The sequence below is a fragment of the Phormidium yuhuli AB48 genome, assembly GCF_023983615.1.
Taxonomy (GTDB): Bacteria; Cyanobacteriota; Cyanobacteriia; order Cyanobacteriales; family Geitlerinemataceae; genus Sodalinema; species Sodalinema yuhuli.
Genome location: NZ_CP098611.1, coordinates 3,553,896 through 3,568,423 on the forward strand (window position 1 = coordinate 3,553,896; position 14,528 = coordinate 3,568,423).

Genomic DNA, 14,528 nt, shown 5'->3' on the forward strand with positions numbered 1-14,528 from the left:
GCTAGGATACAGAGAGACTAACGCTCAAGCCTCGGGAATCTGTCTATGCTCCTTGGTAGTAATTATCCGTCTTCTGTCCTGCGCGATCGCACCCTAGAAACCATCCTCCACGAACGGCGACAACGGTTGGCCCAGTTGGTAGATTTCCCGGTGATTCTCTGGTCCGGGCGCAGCAAGTCCCGTAATTTCCCGGCTAACAAATATCCTTTTCGCCCCAGTAGTCATTTTCTCTATTTTGCCGGGTTACCCCTAGAGAACGCGGCGATTCGTCTGGAATCCGGGCGTTTGCACCTGTTCTATGATGACCCAGACCCCAGTGGGGCCCTCTGGCATGGGGAACAGCCCAAACGTCACCAAATTGCCAGTACCATCGGTGCCGATGCGGCCTTTCCCCTCTCGGAATTGCCGGCCCAAGCAGCGGGTGCGGCGACGATTCCGGTGCAAAACGACGATGTGCGCAGTCTTCAGGCGGGGGTGTTGGGGCGATCGCTCTCGCCTCTGGATAATTTACAGGGGATTGACCGCCAACTGGTGCGGGCGATCGTGCAAGTGCGCCTGACTCATGATGCGGGGGCTTTGGTGGAACTGCGTCACGCGGCGGCGGTCACCGTAGAAGCCCACAAAGCGGGCATGGCCGCCACCCCAACGGCTAACTTAGAGGCAGAAGTGCGCGGGGCCATGGAGGGGGTGATTCTGGCCCACAACATGAGTTGCGCCTACAACAGTATTGTCACCGTTCATGGGGAAGTTCTCCATAACGAGCAGTATCATCATGCCATCAATGCTGATGATTTAATCTTGGCGGATGTGGGGGCGGAAGCCCCATCGGGTTGGGCCGCCGATGTCACCCGAACCTGGCCGGCGAAGGGGACGTTTTCCCCCAGTCAGCGGGCGATTTACGAGGTGGTTTTAGCGGCTCATGACCGCTGTATTGAGGCGGTGAAGCCGGGGGTGGAATATCGCCATATTCACCTGTTGGCGGCCCAAGTGATGGCTGAGGGGTTAGTGGAGTTGGGGATTTTACGGGGACGGCCCGAGGATTTAGTGGAAGCCGATGCCCATGCCCTGTTTTTCCCCCATGGGATTGGTCATCTGTTGGGGTTGGATGTCCATGATATGGAAGATTTGGGGGATTATGCGGGCTATGAGAAGGGACGGGCCCGCAGTCGTCGCTTTGGCTTGGGCTTTTTGCGTCTGCATCGTCCCCTGAAGCCTTCGATGTTGGTCACCATTGAACCGGGGTTTTATCAGGTTCCGGGGATTCTCAATGATGCGGGCAATCGGCAGACGTACCGGGAGATGGTGAATTGGCAGCGTCTGGGGGACTTTGCGGATGTGCGGGGGATTCGCATTGAGGATGATGTGTTGGTGACGCCGGATGGGGCGGAGGTGTTGACGGCGGCGTTACCCACTCAGGCGGGGGCGATCGAGGATTTGGTGAGGGATTAAGTCTCAGACTTCGGGAAGCCAAGACCTGTTGACTCAAGGTTTGGATGTTGGTTAATCTATAAGCATCTTGATGGAATTCATGGGTAAATAGAGCTTCATTGGTTCTTGCCTAAAAGGTTCAAACCCATACTTGAGATAAAAATTCAAGGCTGTTTGGTCTAAAGCTTCTACAATGACTGCCAAAGAGCCAACCTCCTGAGAGGCTTCCCAAGACTTTTTGAGGGCATCTATGAGTAAGAGGGCCCCTAACCCTCGACCTTTGTGAGCCTGATCAACCGCAAGACGGCCTAATAGGGTTGCAGGCAGTTCTGGATAGCGGGGTAACTTCTGGGCAAAGCGTTCTTCTAAGTTTTTCACCTTGACCGTGTAGGACGAGAGGGTGTAGTAGCCCAGAACTGTTAGGTCAGGATCATCAATTAAAACAAAGACCGTGGAGACTCGTTTTTTGATATCTTGAGAGGCTTGTTTTTTGAGATAAGTATCTAAGCTATCTTGTCCACAGCAAAAATTTGAGCGGAGATGCTTTTTAGAAGCAAGGTGTGTAATTTTAAAACTCATCAATCCGCGATGATTTGCTTGTATCGTGAAGCCGCTGATTTTAATGCGTCATTCGGTTGAGGGGGATTGAGCAATGCCTCTATAAAGGCTTCGCTATCTTCACAACTCAGTTGTAGGCTTTGGTGACGCTCAATCACTTTGTAGGCTTCAGCCTGAACACTGGCAATCACAAAATCTGTCAGGGTTCGTCCTTGCAGATCTGCTGCTTTCTGAATCAAGGCTTTCGTTTCTGGGTTAATGCGGGCTTCTAGCCGGGCCGGGGCTGTTCGCTGGGTGGGAGACGTCATGGGATTAGATCTGGGGAATAGGATAGGCTGACACTTTGAGTATATCCGGCATATTGCCGTACGTCAATGCCGGCAGATAAGCTAGGCGATCGCATTCATCTCAACCAGCCACCGCTACAATAAAAGCGGCGACTGAGGCCTTGATGGCGAATTAACTCCCAGGGAGGGTTTAGGCTGGACTGGGGGTGTTGAGTTAGAGGTGAGTGCTATGGCGGTAGAGGTTCAAGACCGATTAACGCTGGATGAGTTTTTGGGACGGCCGGAGATTGATGAGTCTCCGGCTTGGGAATTGTTCGATGGAATGCCCTTACAAAAAACCATGCCTGGACTTCAACATAGCCGCTTACAGGGACGATTGTTGTCCTGGATTAATGGCCTGGAGGGAGAGTTTGAGGCGTTTCCTGAACTGCGGTGTAGTTTTGCTGATCGCTCCATCGTTGGCTACAGTGAACTCCCCGAAATCTAATTCTAGATAAAGTTAAATGGCGATCGCCACCTCAACGGATTGATACAGAGTATCCCGTTGTTGCGGGATTCGCCCCAGAGAACGGATAGCCCTTTGTAGGGTTTCCGGTTCCATACAGGTTCCCCCCTGAGCGCCGGCCATGGAGGTAATATGTTCCTCCATCAAGGTGCCACCAATATCATTGCAGCCCCAGGAGAGGGCAGTGGTAGCGCCGGCTAAACCGAGTTTCACCCAACTGGGTTGATGGTTGGGAATCCATTGTCCCAGGAATAAACGGGCCACGGCGGTTAATAACAAGGCATCCTCTAAAATGGGCTGATCTCGTCCCACTCGCTGCCGCAGGGGGGCCGGGGCTTCTTGACCGATAAAGGGCAGTAAAATAAATTCCGTGATGCGAGCCGGATAATTGCGATCGCCCGCCCGCTGTTGCAGCGATCGCAACTTACCCAAATGCCCCATCTGTTGCTGAGGAGTTTCGATATGGCCCGATAGCATCGTACTGGTGGTAGGCATCCCCAGGCGGTGAGCGGTTTCGACAATCTCTAACCAAGTGGCGGTGTTGGTTTTCTCCGGGCATAAGATGCGGCGCACCCTATCATCTAACACTTCCGCCGCCGTTCCTGGCATCGACCCCACGCCTGCCTCTTGTAAGGCGGTAATCACGGCGGCATAACTCACGTCATCCTCACGGGCAATGAATTGAATCTCTTGAGGGGAAAAGGCATGAAGATGTAATTGAGGAGCGGCCTGTTTCAATTCACGAACCAGATTCAGATAATACGCCAAGGAAGACCCATCTTGTGTCGCCTCCGGGTTCAAGCCTCCCTGCATACAAAGTTCCGTAGCCCCCCGCTCAACGGCTTCCTGGGCCTTGTGCAGCATCACCTCTAAATCGAGCCAATAGGCCCCCTCCTGGCCCGCATCGCGACGAAAGGCACAGAAACTACAATGTTGCTCGCAGATATTGGTGAAGTTAAGATTACGGTTAATGATATAGGTGACCGTATCTCCCACCTGTTGCCGTCGTAACTCGTCGGCGGCCTGGCGGATGGCGGCGATCGCCCCAGCATCCGTGTGTTGCAGGAGCGTTACCCCCTCGGCCTCACTGATGGCCGCTCCGGCTAGGGCATGATGGAGGATAGAATCCAAGTCCATCCCTTGGCTTCCCTGACCCCCATCAAACCGAGCTAGATTAGATAGTCCCATGATCCACTTCCCTCTACAGACAACGAGGAACTGTAACCCCTCCTCATGTATGTCATTTTAACCCCGTCAGCACCCCCGGCTGAAGCGCGGGGGCTTCGTGCCCTCCCCTTCAGGTAGCTGACCAGCTTAAGCCTTAACTGGCTACGTTTCCTTCGGAACGCTGCGCGAACAGAGCAAGAGTTAAAGTTCCTACCCGGGAATGCGTGCCAGTTCCCGGCTCTAGAACCGAATCGTTAAACAGTCCTAAGGGGTTAAGACAGTGCGATTGGGAAAGTACCGACTCTGAACCTTGGCGAGGCAAACGTTACGAGCAATCAGAAGAGACGCAACAATGTCTAACCATGTTTTCGTTTTAGATAGCAACCGCAAGCCCCTGACACCCTGCCAGCCCGGGGTAGCACGGTCACTACTCAAAGCGGGGAAAGCATCGGTATTTCGACGCTACCCATTCACCATTATTCTCAACAAGGAGGTTGACGCTAATCCTGAACCCCTCGAACTCAAACTAGACCCAGGCTCTAAAGTCACTGGAATTGCCTTGAAGCAAGGGAATCATATTATCTTTGCTGCCGAGTTGCAGCACCGAGGACAGCAGATTAAGGAAGCACTGCTGTCCCGTCGTCAACTCCGACGTTCTCGACGAAACCGCAAGACCCGATATCGACCAGCTCGGTTCTTGAATCGGACTCGTCCCGAAGGTTGGTTAGCTCCCAGCTTGCAGCATCGAGTAGATACTCTAATGACCTGGGTTAACCGATTCCGCAGACTTGCCCCAGTTGGCAGCATAGCTCAAGAGCTAGTACGGTTCGACCTGCAATTGATGGAAAACCCTGAAATCTCAGGCATAGAGTATCAGCAGGGAGTATTACAAGGCTATGAAGTCAGGGAATACCTGTTGGAGAAGTGGGGCCGAACCTGTGCTTACTGTGGGGCTCAAAATGTACCACTTGAAGTTGAGCATATCCAGCCTCGGTCTAAGGGGGGCTCTGACCGGGTGTCTAACCTGACCCTGGCTTGCCACTCATGCAATCAAGCCAAAGGCCATGGGGACATTCGGGATTTTTTATCGGGCCAGCCTGATGTCCTGAGTCGTCTTCTGGGGCAGGCAAAATCACCCCTTAAAGATGCGGCGGCCGTTAACTCGACCCGATGGGCCTTGTTCAAGGCTCTCAAAGCAACAGGACTCCCAGTCACTACAGGAACGGGGGGACAAACGAAGTTCAATCGACTGAGGCTCAACCTACCTAAAGCTCACTGGCTTGATGCTGCCTGTGTTGGACCCGTCGAATCACTGGAAGTTCTGACGTCAAAACCGTTGCTGATTTTAGCCAAGGGGCATGGAACCCGTCAGATGTGCGGGACGAATAAGTACGGATTCCCGACTCGTCACCGCTCACGGATTCAGGTTCACAAGGGCTTTCGGACTGGCGACATCGTGGCCGCCACGGTTACCGAAGGCAAGAAAATTGGTTCCTACGTGGGACGGGTTCTCTGCCGTGCGTCTGGTAGTTTTGATATTACCACCGCTTCTGTACGGGTGGCAGGCATCAGCCACAAATACTGCAAACCGATTCACAGGAAGGATGGTTACGCCTATGCTTGAAAGATTGACGGGGACTAAAGTCCCCCGGTCGCGTTTCCTCCCCGGTCTAAAGACACGGGGCTTCCACGCGAGCAAGAGGTTTACGTGAAATCACTCCTACGCCGCCTCAAACCCTATCTGCGCTGGTGTATCGTAGGGGCGACCCTCTTCTTTCTCCTACAAACCCTCTATCGGCATTGGAGTGAGGTGAGTCAGATTCGCCTCACTCCTCAGGGCGGAACTTGGCTCATCGTCTCATTAATGGTCACCTTACTAGCTCATACCTGGTCTGGATGGGTGTGGGGTTGGATTTTGCGGGAGTTTAACCAACCGGTATCCCAACCCTGGGCGACTCGTGTGTTCCTGAAAACCAACATTGCCAAATATCTCCCTGGCAATATCTGGCATTTTTACGGACGGATTCGCGAAGGGCAAAAGGCAGAGTTATCGGGGGTAGCGGTGACGGCCAGTGTTCTGCTTGAACCCCTGCTGATGGCGGCGGCGACTCTACCGGTGGTCTTATTGGCGGTGGGGGAAGCTCGCGGTTGGCTGGGGGGGTTGGCGTTCGTCGCCGTCTGTGTGGGGATTCATCCCCGGTTGTTGAACCCGGTTTTGGAACGAGTCGCCCGCATGAAACTCAAGGGGAAATCTCTCCCCGAGACTGAGGCGGCGGCGAGTCCCTCGGGGACAAAAGAGTTTCGCATTCGCCGCTATCCCCTGCGTCCTCTGTTGGGGGAGTTGTTGTTTGTGGGATTGCGAACCAGTGGCTTTCTGTTGGCTTGGTGGGCGATCGCCCCCATATCCCCCTCAGATTTGCCTCTGTTGTTTGGCGGCTTTAGCTTAGCCTGGCTACTGGGATTAGTCGTCCCTGGGGCCCCGGGAGGGGTTGGAGTTCTCGAAGCCACCGCCGTGTCAGTCTTGGGGACCCGTTTCCCGATGGGTACGGTGTTAGCCGCCGTCACCTTTTATCGCCTGATTAGTGTTTTAGCAGAAGCGGCCGGGGCCGCGATCGCCGTTCTTTGGGAGAATCATTGCCGCACATCTTGAGTCCGGTGAGTCGTTGCTCCCTGGGTGAGGCTCCTTAAACTCTCCAACGTCCGCAAAACCCATGAAATTTCAACCTTGGGAAGCGTGAGTTCGTTTGCTTGTTCTTGAGTCAGAGGACTCAACAGTTGTGATCTATGTTCGATGTCCGAGCCGTCGCCCGTAAGACGTAACTGCCTTGTTGTGGTATTTTTCTGACAAAGCCACGCAACTACAGTGTTTTCAACTCCCTATGAACTTAAATCCTGATGTCCTAAAACGAGACTGGTTCTCGAATGTTAAAGGCGACATTTTAGCCGGGGCCGTGGTGGGCCTGGCCTTAATTCCCGAGGCGATCGCCTTCTCCATTATTGCGGGCGTTGACCCCAAAGTAGGACTCTACGCATCTTTTATCATTGCTGTGGTCACCGCCGTTCTCGGGGGACGCCCCGGTTCCATCTCCGCCGCCACCGGGGCTATGGCCTTGCTAATGATCGATTTAGTCCGAGATCATGGACTCGACTACCTGCTCGCGGCCACCCTACTGACCGGTATTTTCCAAGTCATCTTTGGCTTCCTGAAACTGGGTCGACAAATGAAATACGTACCCAGGTCTGTGGTCACGGGATACATCAACGCCTTAGCCGTCTTGATTTTCCTGGCACAATTGCCACAACTAACCAACGTTCCCCCAGCGGTGTACGTGATTGCGGCCCTATCCTTGGGCATTATCTATATTCTGCCCCGGTTTACCCAAGCCTTCCCCTCCCCTCTGGTGGCGATCGCCGTGATGACCTTTGCCAATATCATCTGGGATCTCGATGTTCCTACCGTGGGCGATATGGGAGAACTCCCCACAGCTTTACCGGTTTTTAGCCTGGCCGATGTTCCTTTAACCCTAGAAACCCTACAAATTATCTTGCCCACGTCCCTAACCATGGCTATTGTAGGATTATTGGCCTCTTTCCTCACGGCTACCCTGGTTGATGACCTCACGAACACCCCCAGTGATAAGAACCAAGAAGCCAAAGGGCAAGGAGTAGCTAACATCATCACCTCTTTCTTTGGCGGTATGGCAGGCTGTGGCATGATTGGCCAATCGGTGATTAACGTACAATCGGGAGGCCGAGGACGACTCTCAACCTTTGCGGCTGGGATTTTCCTACTCTTTGTGATTCTTGCCCTAAGTGATTGGGTGCAACAAATCCCCATGGCCACCCTAGTGGCTGTGATGATTATGGTCTCCATTGGCACCTTCCGCTGGACTTCCATTCAAACCATCACCCGCATTCCGCGTAGTGAAACCGTCGTCATGCTAACCACCATGTTACTGACGATCGCCACCCGCAATTTTGCCCTGGGGGTAGCCACTGGCATCATCATGAGTACCGTCTTCTTCTCGCGTAAAATTGCCCAGTTGGTCTTTGTGGATAAAGTCTTGAGTGAAGATGGCAGCCACCGTATTTATAAAGTCGCCAGTCAGATCTTCTTTGTTTCGATCGAAGAATTCCTAGATTCCTTTGATTTCAGTGAACGGGTAGATCGCATCACCCTTGATCTGACCTACGCTCACCTTTGGGACCAGGGGGCCGTGGCGGCCATTGACAAAGTGGTTCTCAAGTTCCGTCGTAATGGGGCTGATGTTGAGCTACTGGGTTTAAATGAAGCCAGTGCCACCCTCCTAGATAAATTAACGGTGCAAGACAACCCCAATTTAGTGGAGCAACAGTAACACCTAATGATGCTCTCATGACTGTTTCGCCCCTAACCTAAACCTCATGAAAACACTATGAAAAAAACCCTTGTCTGTACCGATGGTTCATCGTTTGCAGAAAAAAGCTATTACTATTGCAGTTGGTTGGCACACCGCTTATCCGCTGAAGTAAGTGTCTTGTTTGTCACCGACATTCACAGCCAAAAAGTAGTCTCAACCGGCAACCTTAGCGGCAGTATCGGCATTGGCTCCTCCCAAGATCTGCTCAACAAGCTAGTGGACTTAGAACATGAAAAAGCTAAAATCAATAATCAACGGGCTAAGTTCATTTTAGAGAAAGCCGAGAAAATCTTGAGTAATACTGGTCTACAAGCCATCAACCTGATTCACAAAACCGGATTTCTCGTCGACTGCTTTTATGAATTTTATGTTGACGACCACAGTATTCATCTATTAGTCATGGGGGCTTATGGCCATAGTCGGATTCGCCATTTAGTCATCGGCAGTACTACCGCTCAAATGTTACGGGCGAGTGACATTCCTGTGCTGCTCTACCGTTAAGTCTGCTGTTTTCAACTTGTCCACAATGCCTGATTCTTTTTTGAATGTTATCGGAAGTTATCAATGCTCTACACACTTAAACGGTGGTTTCCAAACCTCCACTTGCGTAACCTCAAGGGAGATTTCCTTGGGGGATTAACGGTTTCGATTGTCGCTCTGCCCCTGGCCTTGGCCTTCGGCGTCTCCTCCGGTGCGGGAGCCATTACAGGGTTATATGGGGCTATTTTTGTGGGTATCTTTGCGGCCATTTTTGGCGGCACTCCCTCACAAATTTCTGGTCCCACTGGGCCGATGACGGTGGTCATGGCGTCGGTGTTTACTGGCCTGACAGCTCAATATGGGGTCGAGGAAGGATTGACCATGTCCTTTACGGTGGTCATGTTGGGGGGGCTATTTCAAATCATCTTTGGGGCCCTGCAACTGGGAACCTACGTCACGATGATGCCCTATACGGTCATTTCTGGCTTTATGTCGGGGATTGGTGTTATTATTGTAGCCTTGCAACTGGGCCCCTTTTTAGGTCATACCGCCTCAGCGAGTGTCATTGAGGCGATGCGGGATTTGCCGAGTTATCTGAGGGACCCCAATGGGCCCGCTGTGATTCTAGGAACGGTAACCCTGGTCATTGTCTTCACTTGGCCACGACGGCTGAACCGGATCCTTCCCTCGCCGCTGCTGGCTTTGGTGGTGGGAACAGTGATGGGACTGCTATTTTTCGGGGAGACTGAGTTACCAGTCATTGGTGAGATTCCCAGCGGCCTGCCTGAACTTCGCTTACCGGAGTTTGAATGGGAGGCCCTGAGAACTATGACCGGCTATGGTCTGATGTTAGCGACCTTGGGGGCGATCGATTCCTTACTCACCTCCCTGGTGGCCGATAACATCACCCACACCGAACATGACCCCAACCGGGAATTGATTGGTCAAGGCCTGGGTAACGTAGTGGCGGGACTGTTTGGCGGTTTACCCGGTGCGGGGGCCACCATGCGAACGGTGGTTAATGTGCAGGGGGGAGGACGCACACCCTTTTCTGGGGTGGTGCATAGTCTCTGTTTACTGGTGGTGATGTTGGGAGCCGGTCGCTTCACAGAACCCATTCCCCATGCCGTGTTGGCGGGAATTTTAATTAAAGTTGGTATCAATATTATTGACTGGAGCTTTTTAAGACGGGCCCATCGCATTTCTCTGAAGGCCACGGGTTTGATGTATGGGGTCTTATTCCTGACGGTGTTTGTGGACTTGATTACAGCCGTGGCGGTGGGTGTATTCTTCGCCAACTTGTTGACGATTAAGGGCTTAAGCGAGTTACAGGCGAAACAGGTTAAAGCCATTGTTAACCCCAGTGATGAATCTCTCAATCAGGAAGAGCAAGACCTATTGGAACAAGTTAAGGGCCGCTTGATGCTCTTTGCCATTAGTGGTCCGATGAGTTTTGGCTCGGCAAAGGCGATTTCGCAGCAAATCACGATGGTGAATGATTATGATCTGTTAGTGTTGGATTTGTCCAATGTTCCCCGCTTGGGGGTGACGGCCTCGTTAGCCATTGAAACGATGGTCTTGGAGGCCAACCAGAATCGCCGCGATGTCTTTTTGGTGGGGGCCCATGGACGAGTCCTTGAACGGCTCGATCGCATGGACGTCTTGGCGGCGTTGACTCGGGAGAAGGTGTTTGAATCTCGGGTTGAGGCCCTACGTCAGGGGGTGGCTCTGATTAATGCGAAATCCGCAGAACGAGCCGAGATGGGGACGTTACGCCGTAAGCGTTGACCTCAAGGGAGAGTCAACGACTCCTCTGAGGGTTGGGAAACCCGGGGTTTGAGACCCCCCCTTTTGTTTGCTGCCCTTTTGTTTCATAATTGGGGGCAAAGATCAAATCATTATGGTTGACGCTTCTGTCTCTGCGGCTACTCTAAATCCGTCTGTTTTGCTACAACAACTTCTCGATGGTCAGTCCCTGACGCGATCGCAGGCCAGTCAGTTGATGCAAGGCTGGCTCAAGGAGGAGATTCCCCCAGTCCTCTCGGGGGCCATCCTGGCGGCGTTGCAAGCCAAAGGGGTCGATCGCGAGGAATTGGTGGGAATGGCCCAAGTGCTACAATCCCTCAGTCACCCGACCACTGAGGCCCCTCTCCCCACTCCCCGTATCGATACCTGTGGGACGGGGGGAGATGGGGCCTCGACCTTTAATATCTCCACTTGTGTAGCTTTTGTCGCCGCCGCTGCTGGGGTGACGGTGGTGAAACATGGTAATCGCTCGGCGTCGAGTAAGGTGGGGTCGGCGGATGTGTTGGAAGCCTTGGGGATTAATCTCCAGGCCCCGACTGAACGCATCGAGGCGGCGGTGTCTGAAGTGGGGGTAACGTTTCTCTTTGCTCCCGGTTGGCACCCGGCCATGAAGGCGGTGGTTCCCCTGCGGAAAACCCTCAAGGTGCGGACGGTGTTTAATCTCCTCGGACCCCTGGTGAATCCCTTGCGGCCCACGGGACAGGTGATGGGGGTTTATGATCCGGGGTTATTGAGTATTTTGGCTGGGGCCCTGGGTGAGTTGGGAACGGAGCGGGCCATTGTGCTCCATGGCCGGGAACGTCTGGATGAGGCCGGATTGGCGGATATTACGGATTTGGCGGTGTTGGACGGGGGCCAGGTGACGTCTAATGAACTCAATCCTCGGGAGTTGGGCCTGACGTTGGCTCCAACGGAGGCTCTGCGAGGGGGGGAGATTGAGGAGAACACCGAGATTCTGCGATCGCTCCTGCAAGGACAAGGGACTCAAGCTCAGCAAGATGTGGTGGCCCTCAATAGTGCCTTGGCTCTCCAGGTGGCGGGGACGGTTCCCATGGGAGACACGGCGGCGGGGTTGGCGATCGCCCGTGATGTCCTCCAAAGTGGCGCGGCCTGGGATAAACTGGAAACGCTAGTCCGCTTCTTAAACGACTAAAACCTGGGAAACTCCCTACACGCTTCCCACGGTGGGCGAAAATATTTTCGCCCCTACCGCTCTTAACAGGTCAGAATTAACCATGTCTTTTGTTGGCTTACATATTCATAGCGATTACAGTCTCCTCGATGGTGCCAGCCAACTTCAGCAGCTCGTCGATCGCGCCGCTGAACTGGAAATGCCCGCGATCGCCCTCACGGACCATGGGGTGATGTACGGTGCGGCGCAATTGGTGAAAATCTGCCGAGGCAAAGGGGTTAAACCCATTATCGGCAATGAAATGTATGTCATCAATGGCGACATCACCAAACAAGAACGTCGCCCTCGCTATCACCAAGTCGTTTTAGCCAAAGATAACATCGGCTATAAAAACTTAACCAAACTCACCACCATTTCTCACCTAGAAGGGTATCAAGGCAAAGGCATTTTTTCCCGTCCTTGCATCAACAAAGACCTCCTCGCCGAATATCGCGAAGGCCTAATCGTCACCAGTGCCTGTTTAGGGGGTGAAATTCCCCAGGCGATTCTCCGGAACCGCCTCGATGTGGCCCGTCGTATTGCCACGTGGTATAAAGATACCTTTGGCGAAGATTTTTATCTAGAAATTCAAGACCACGGCTCCCAAGAAGACCGAGTAGTGAATGTGGAACTCGTCCGCATTGCTCGGGAACTCGATATTGAAATTATCGCCAGTAACGACTCCCATTATATCTCCTGTTACGACGTTGAAGCCCATGACGCGCTGCTCTGTATTCAAACTGGGAAATCTATTATTGAAGATAAACGACTGCGCTATAGCGGGACCGAATACCTGAAAACCGCTGAAGAAATGGCGCAACTGTTCCGAGACCACTTGGAGGATGAGGTGATTGAGGAGGCGATCGCCAATACCCTGAAAGTGGCCGACAAAATCAAACCCTATGACCTCTTCGGTGACACTCGGATTCCTAATTTTCCCATTCCCTCTGGCTACACCGCCGACACCTATCTCGAAGACGTCACTTGGGCCGGCTTACTCGAACGCCTCAACGCCAAAAGCCGTAGTGAGTTAAACCAAGAATATAAGGAACGCCTAGAATTTGAACTAAAAATGATGCAACAGATGGGGTTCTCTACCTATTTCTTGGTAGTCTGGGACTACATCAAATTTGCCCGAGATCATAACATCCCCGTTGGTCCCGGACGCGGTTCAGCTGCTGGTTCGTTGGTCGCCTATTCCCTCAGAATTACCAACATTGACCCCGTCCATCATGGCTTACTGTTTGAACGTTTCCTCAACCCCGAACGGAAGTCAATGCCAGATATTGATACGGACTTCTGCATCGAACGTCGGGATGATATGATTCACTATGTCACCGAGCAATATGGGGTGGATCGCGTGGCGCAAATTGTCACCTTTAACCGCATGACCTCTAAAGCGGTCTTAAAAGATGTGGCGCGGGTGTTAGATATTCCCTACAAACAAGCCGACCAAATGGCGAAAATGATTCCGGTCTCGCGGGGAAAACCGGAAAAGTTGAAGGTGATGATTTCCGATGCGACTCCAGTCCCGGAATTTAAGGAGGCCTACGACAGCGACCCCATTGTCCAGCGGTGGCTGGATATGGCTATCCGCATTGAGGGAACCAATAAATCAACAGGAGTTCACGCAGCGGGGGTAATTATTTCTGCTGACCCCATTGATGAAATTGTCCCCTTACAGCGTAACAAAGATGGGGGGATTACTACCCAATATCCCATGGAAGATCTAGAATCCATGGGAATGTTGAAAATGGACTTTTTGGGATTAAAAAACCTAACCACGATTCAAAAAACTTTGGATTTGGTGCAACAAACCCAAGGAACCCAAATTGACCCCGATGAGTTGACTATTCATGAACGGAAAGGTCAGGCGATTCTAGCGCGAAATCCTGAGACTCAATTACCCAAAGACATCCAAAAAACCTATAAACTCCTCGCCGAAGGAAAACTCGAAGGGGTGTTTCAGTTGGAATCCTCGGGGATGCGCCAGGTGGTACGGGATTTGAAACCCTCTTGTATTGATGATATTTCCTCAATTCTCTCACTTTACCGTCCGGGGCCATTAGATGCGGGTCTGATTCCTAAGTTTATTAACCGCAAACATGGTCGTGAGGAAATTGTTTACGACCATGGGATGTTGGAGTCGATTCTTAAGGAGACTTATGGGGTAATGGTCTATCAGGAGCAGATTATGAAAATCGCTCAGGATATGGCGGGGTATTCTTTGGGGGAAGCGGACTTGCTGCGTCGGGCCATGGGTAAGAAAAAGATGTCGGAGATGCAGAAGCATCATGGCATTTTTATTGATGGGTGTGCCAAGAATGGGGTGGATAAAAAGACCGCTGAGGCTCTGTTTGACCAGATGGTCAAGTTCGCTGAGTATTGTTTGACCTATGACACCGAAGTTTTGACGGTGGAGTATGGAGTGTTACCCATTGGTCGCCTTGTTGAAGAACGAATTGCTTGTCAGGTGTATAGTGTTGATCGCCATGGTCATGTCTATACTCAACCCATTGCTCAGTGGCACGATCGCGGTGTGCAAGAGGTGTTTGAATATACCCTAGAGGATGGTGCGGTTATTCGCGCCACGCCAGACCATAAGTTTATGACTGAGTCGGGTGAAATGCTACCCATTGACGAGATTTTTGAGCAAGGTCTGGATCTTAAGTATCTCAAGTTTGAGCTAGATAGAATTCCGGACTTGTCTTTGGCTGCGGTTTAAC

General features: G+C 52.3%; 12 protein-coding genes. 9 read left to right on the top strand and 3 right to left on the bottom strand.

Annotated elements, in window-relative coordinates:
* Positions 1 to 45: 45 nt before the first annotated feature.
* Positions 46 to 1,449 carry an aminopeptidase P family protein gene (locus tag NEA10_RS15260; protein WP_252662058.1) on the top strand — a complete coding sequence of 468 codons (1,404 nt, stop codon included), beginning with the start codon at positions 46 to 48 and terminating at the stop codon, positions 1,447 to 1,449.
* Positions 1,450 to 1,500: 51 nt separating this feature from the next.
* Here NEA10_RS15260 and NEA10_RS15265 read toward each other — a convergent pair whose 3' ends face one another.
* Both NEA10_RS15265 and NEA10_RS15270 read right to left on the bottom strand, forming a co-directional pair.
* Positions 1,501 to 2,007, bottom strand: coding sequence for a GNAT family N-acetyltransferase (locus NEA10_RS15265; RefSeq protein WP_252662060.1), 507 nt, complete (start codon positions 2,005 to 2,007; stop codon positions 1,501 to 1,503).
* Entirely contained in the window at positions 2,007 to 2,294 is a 288-nt protein-coding gene (locus NEA10_RS15270; protein WP_252662062.1) for a type II toxin-antitoxin system TacA family antitoxin, read from the bottom strand. Before NEA10_RS15270 ends, NEA10_RS15265 begins: the two co-directional genes overlap by 1 nt.
* Before the next feature lie 208 nt (positions 2,295 to 2,502).
* Here NEA10_RS15270 and NEA10_RS15275 point away from each other — a divergent pair, with 208 nt between their 5' ends.
* The gene (locus NEA10_RS15275; protein ID WP_252662063.1) at positions 2,503 to 2,760 is read left to right on the top strand and encodes a Uma2 family endonuclease; all 258 of its coding nucleotides are present in this window, start codon (positions 2,503 to 2,505) and stop codon (positions 2,758 to 2,760) included.
* 12 nt (positions 2,761 to 2,772) lie between these two features.
* On the opposite strand, the gene cofH is transcribed toward NEA10_RS15275, so the two are convergent.
* Positions 2,773 to 3,966, bottom strand: a complete 1,194-nt coding sequence (gene cofH / locus NEA10_RS15280; protein ID WP_252662065.1) for a 7,8-didemethyl-8-hydroxy-5-deazariboflavin synthase subunit CofH — start codon at positions 3,964 to 3,966, stop codon at positions 2,773 to 2,775.
* Between the two features lie 331 nt (positions 3,967 to 4,297).
* Here cofH and iscB point away from each other — a divergent pair, with 331 nt between their 5' ends.
* The 7 genes from iscB (at position 4,298) to NEA10_RS15315 (ending at position 14,527) form a co-directional block, all read left to right on the top strand.
* Positions 4,298 to 5,569 (top strand): RNA-guided endonuclease IscB, encoded by a 1,272-nt coding sequence (gene iscB, locus NEA10_RS15285; RefSeq protein ID WP_252662073.1) that lies wholly within the window; start codon positions 4,298 to 4,300, stop codon positions 5,567 to 5,569.
* A gap of 84 nt (positions 5,570 to 5,653) precedes the next feature.
* Positions 5,654 to 6,595 carry a lysylphosphatidylglycerol synthase transmembrane domain-containing protein gene (locus tag NEA10_RS15290; protein ID WP_252662075.1) on the top strand — a complete coding sequence of 314 codons (942 nt, stop codon included), beginning with the start codon at positions 5,654 to 5,656 and terminating at the stop codon, positions 6,593 to 6,595.
* Positions 6,596 to 6,824: 229 nt separating this feature from the next.
* Entirely contained in the window at positions 6,825 to 8,303 is a 1,479-nt protein-coding gene (locus tag NEA10_RS15295; RefSeq protein ID WP_252662077.1) for a SulP family inorganic anion transporter, read from the top strand.
* Between the two features lie 57 nt (positions 8,304 to 8,360).
* Entirely contained in the window at positions 8,361 to 8,846 is a 486-nt protein-coding gene (locus NEA10_RS15300) for a universal stress protein (RefSeq protein ID WP_252662079.1), read from the top strand.
* A gap of 63 nt (positions 8,847 to 8,909) precedes the next feature.
* A complete protein-coding gene (locus tag NEA10_RS15305; RefSeq protein ID WP_252662082.1) occupies positions 8,910 to 10,613 on the top strand; it encodes a SulP family inorganic anion transporter in 1,704 nt (567 codons plus the stop codon).
* 112 nt (positions 10,614 to 10,725) lie between these two features.
* On the top strand, positions 10,726 to 11,784 hold the full coding sequence (trpD, locus tag NEA10_RS15310; RefSeq protein WP_252662084.1) for an anthranilate phosphoribosyltransferase: 1,059 nt from the start codon (positions 10,726 to 10,728) through the stop codon (positions 11,782 to 11,784).
* 82 nt (positions 11,785 to 11,866) lie between these two features.
* A complete protein-coding gene (locus tag NEA10_RS15315) occupies positions 11,867 to 14,527 on the top strand; it encodes a DNA polymerase III subunit alpha (RefSeq protein ID WP_252662091.1) in 2,661 nt (886 codons plus the stop codon).
* Position 14,528: the final 1 nt, after the last annotated feature.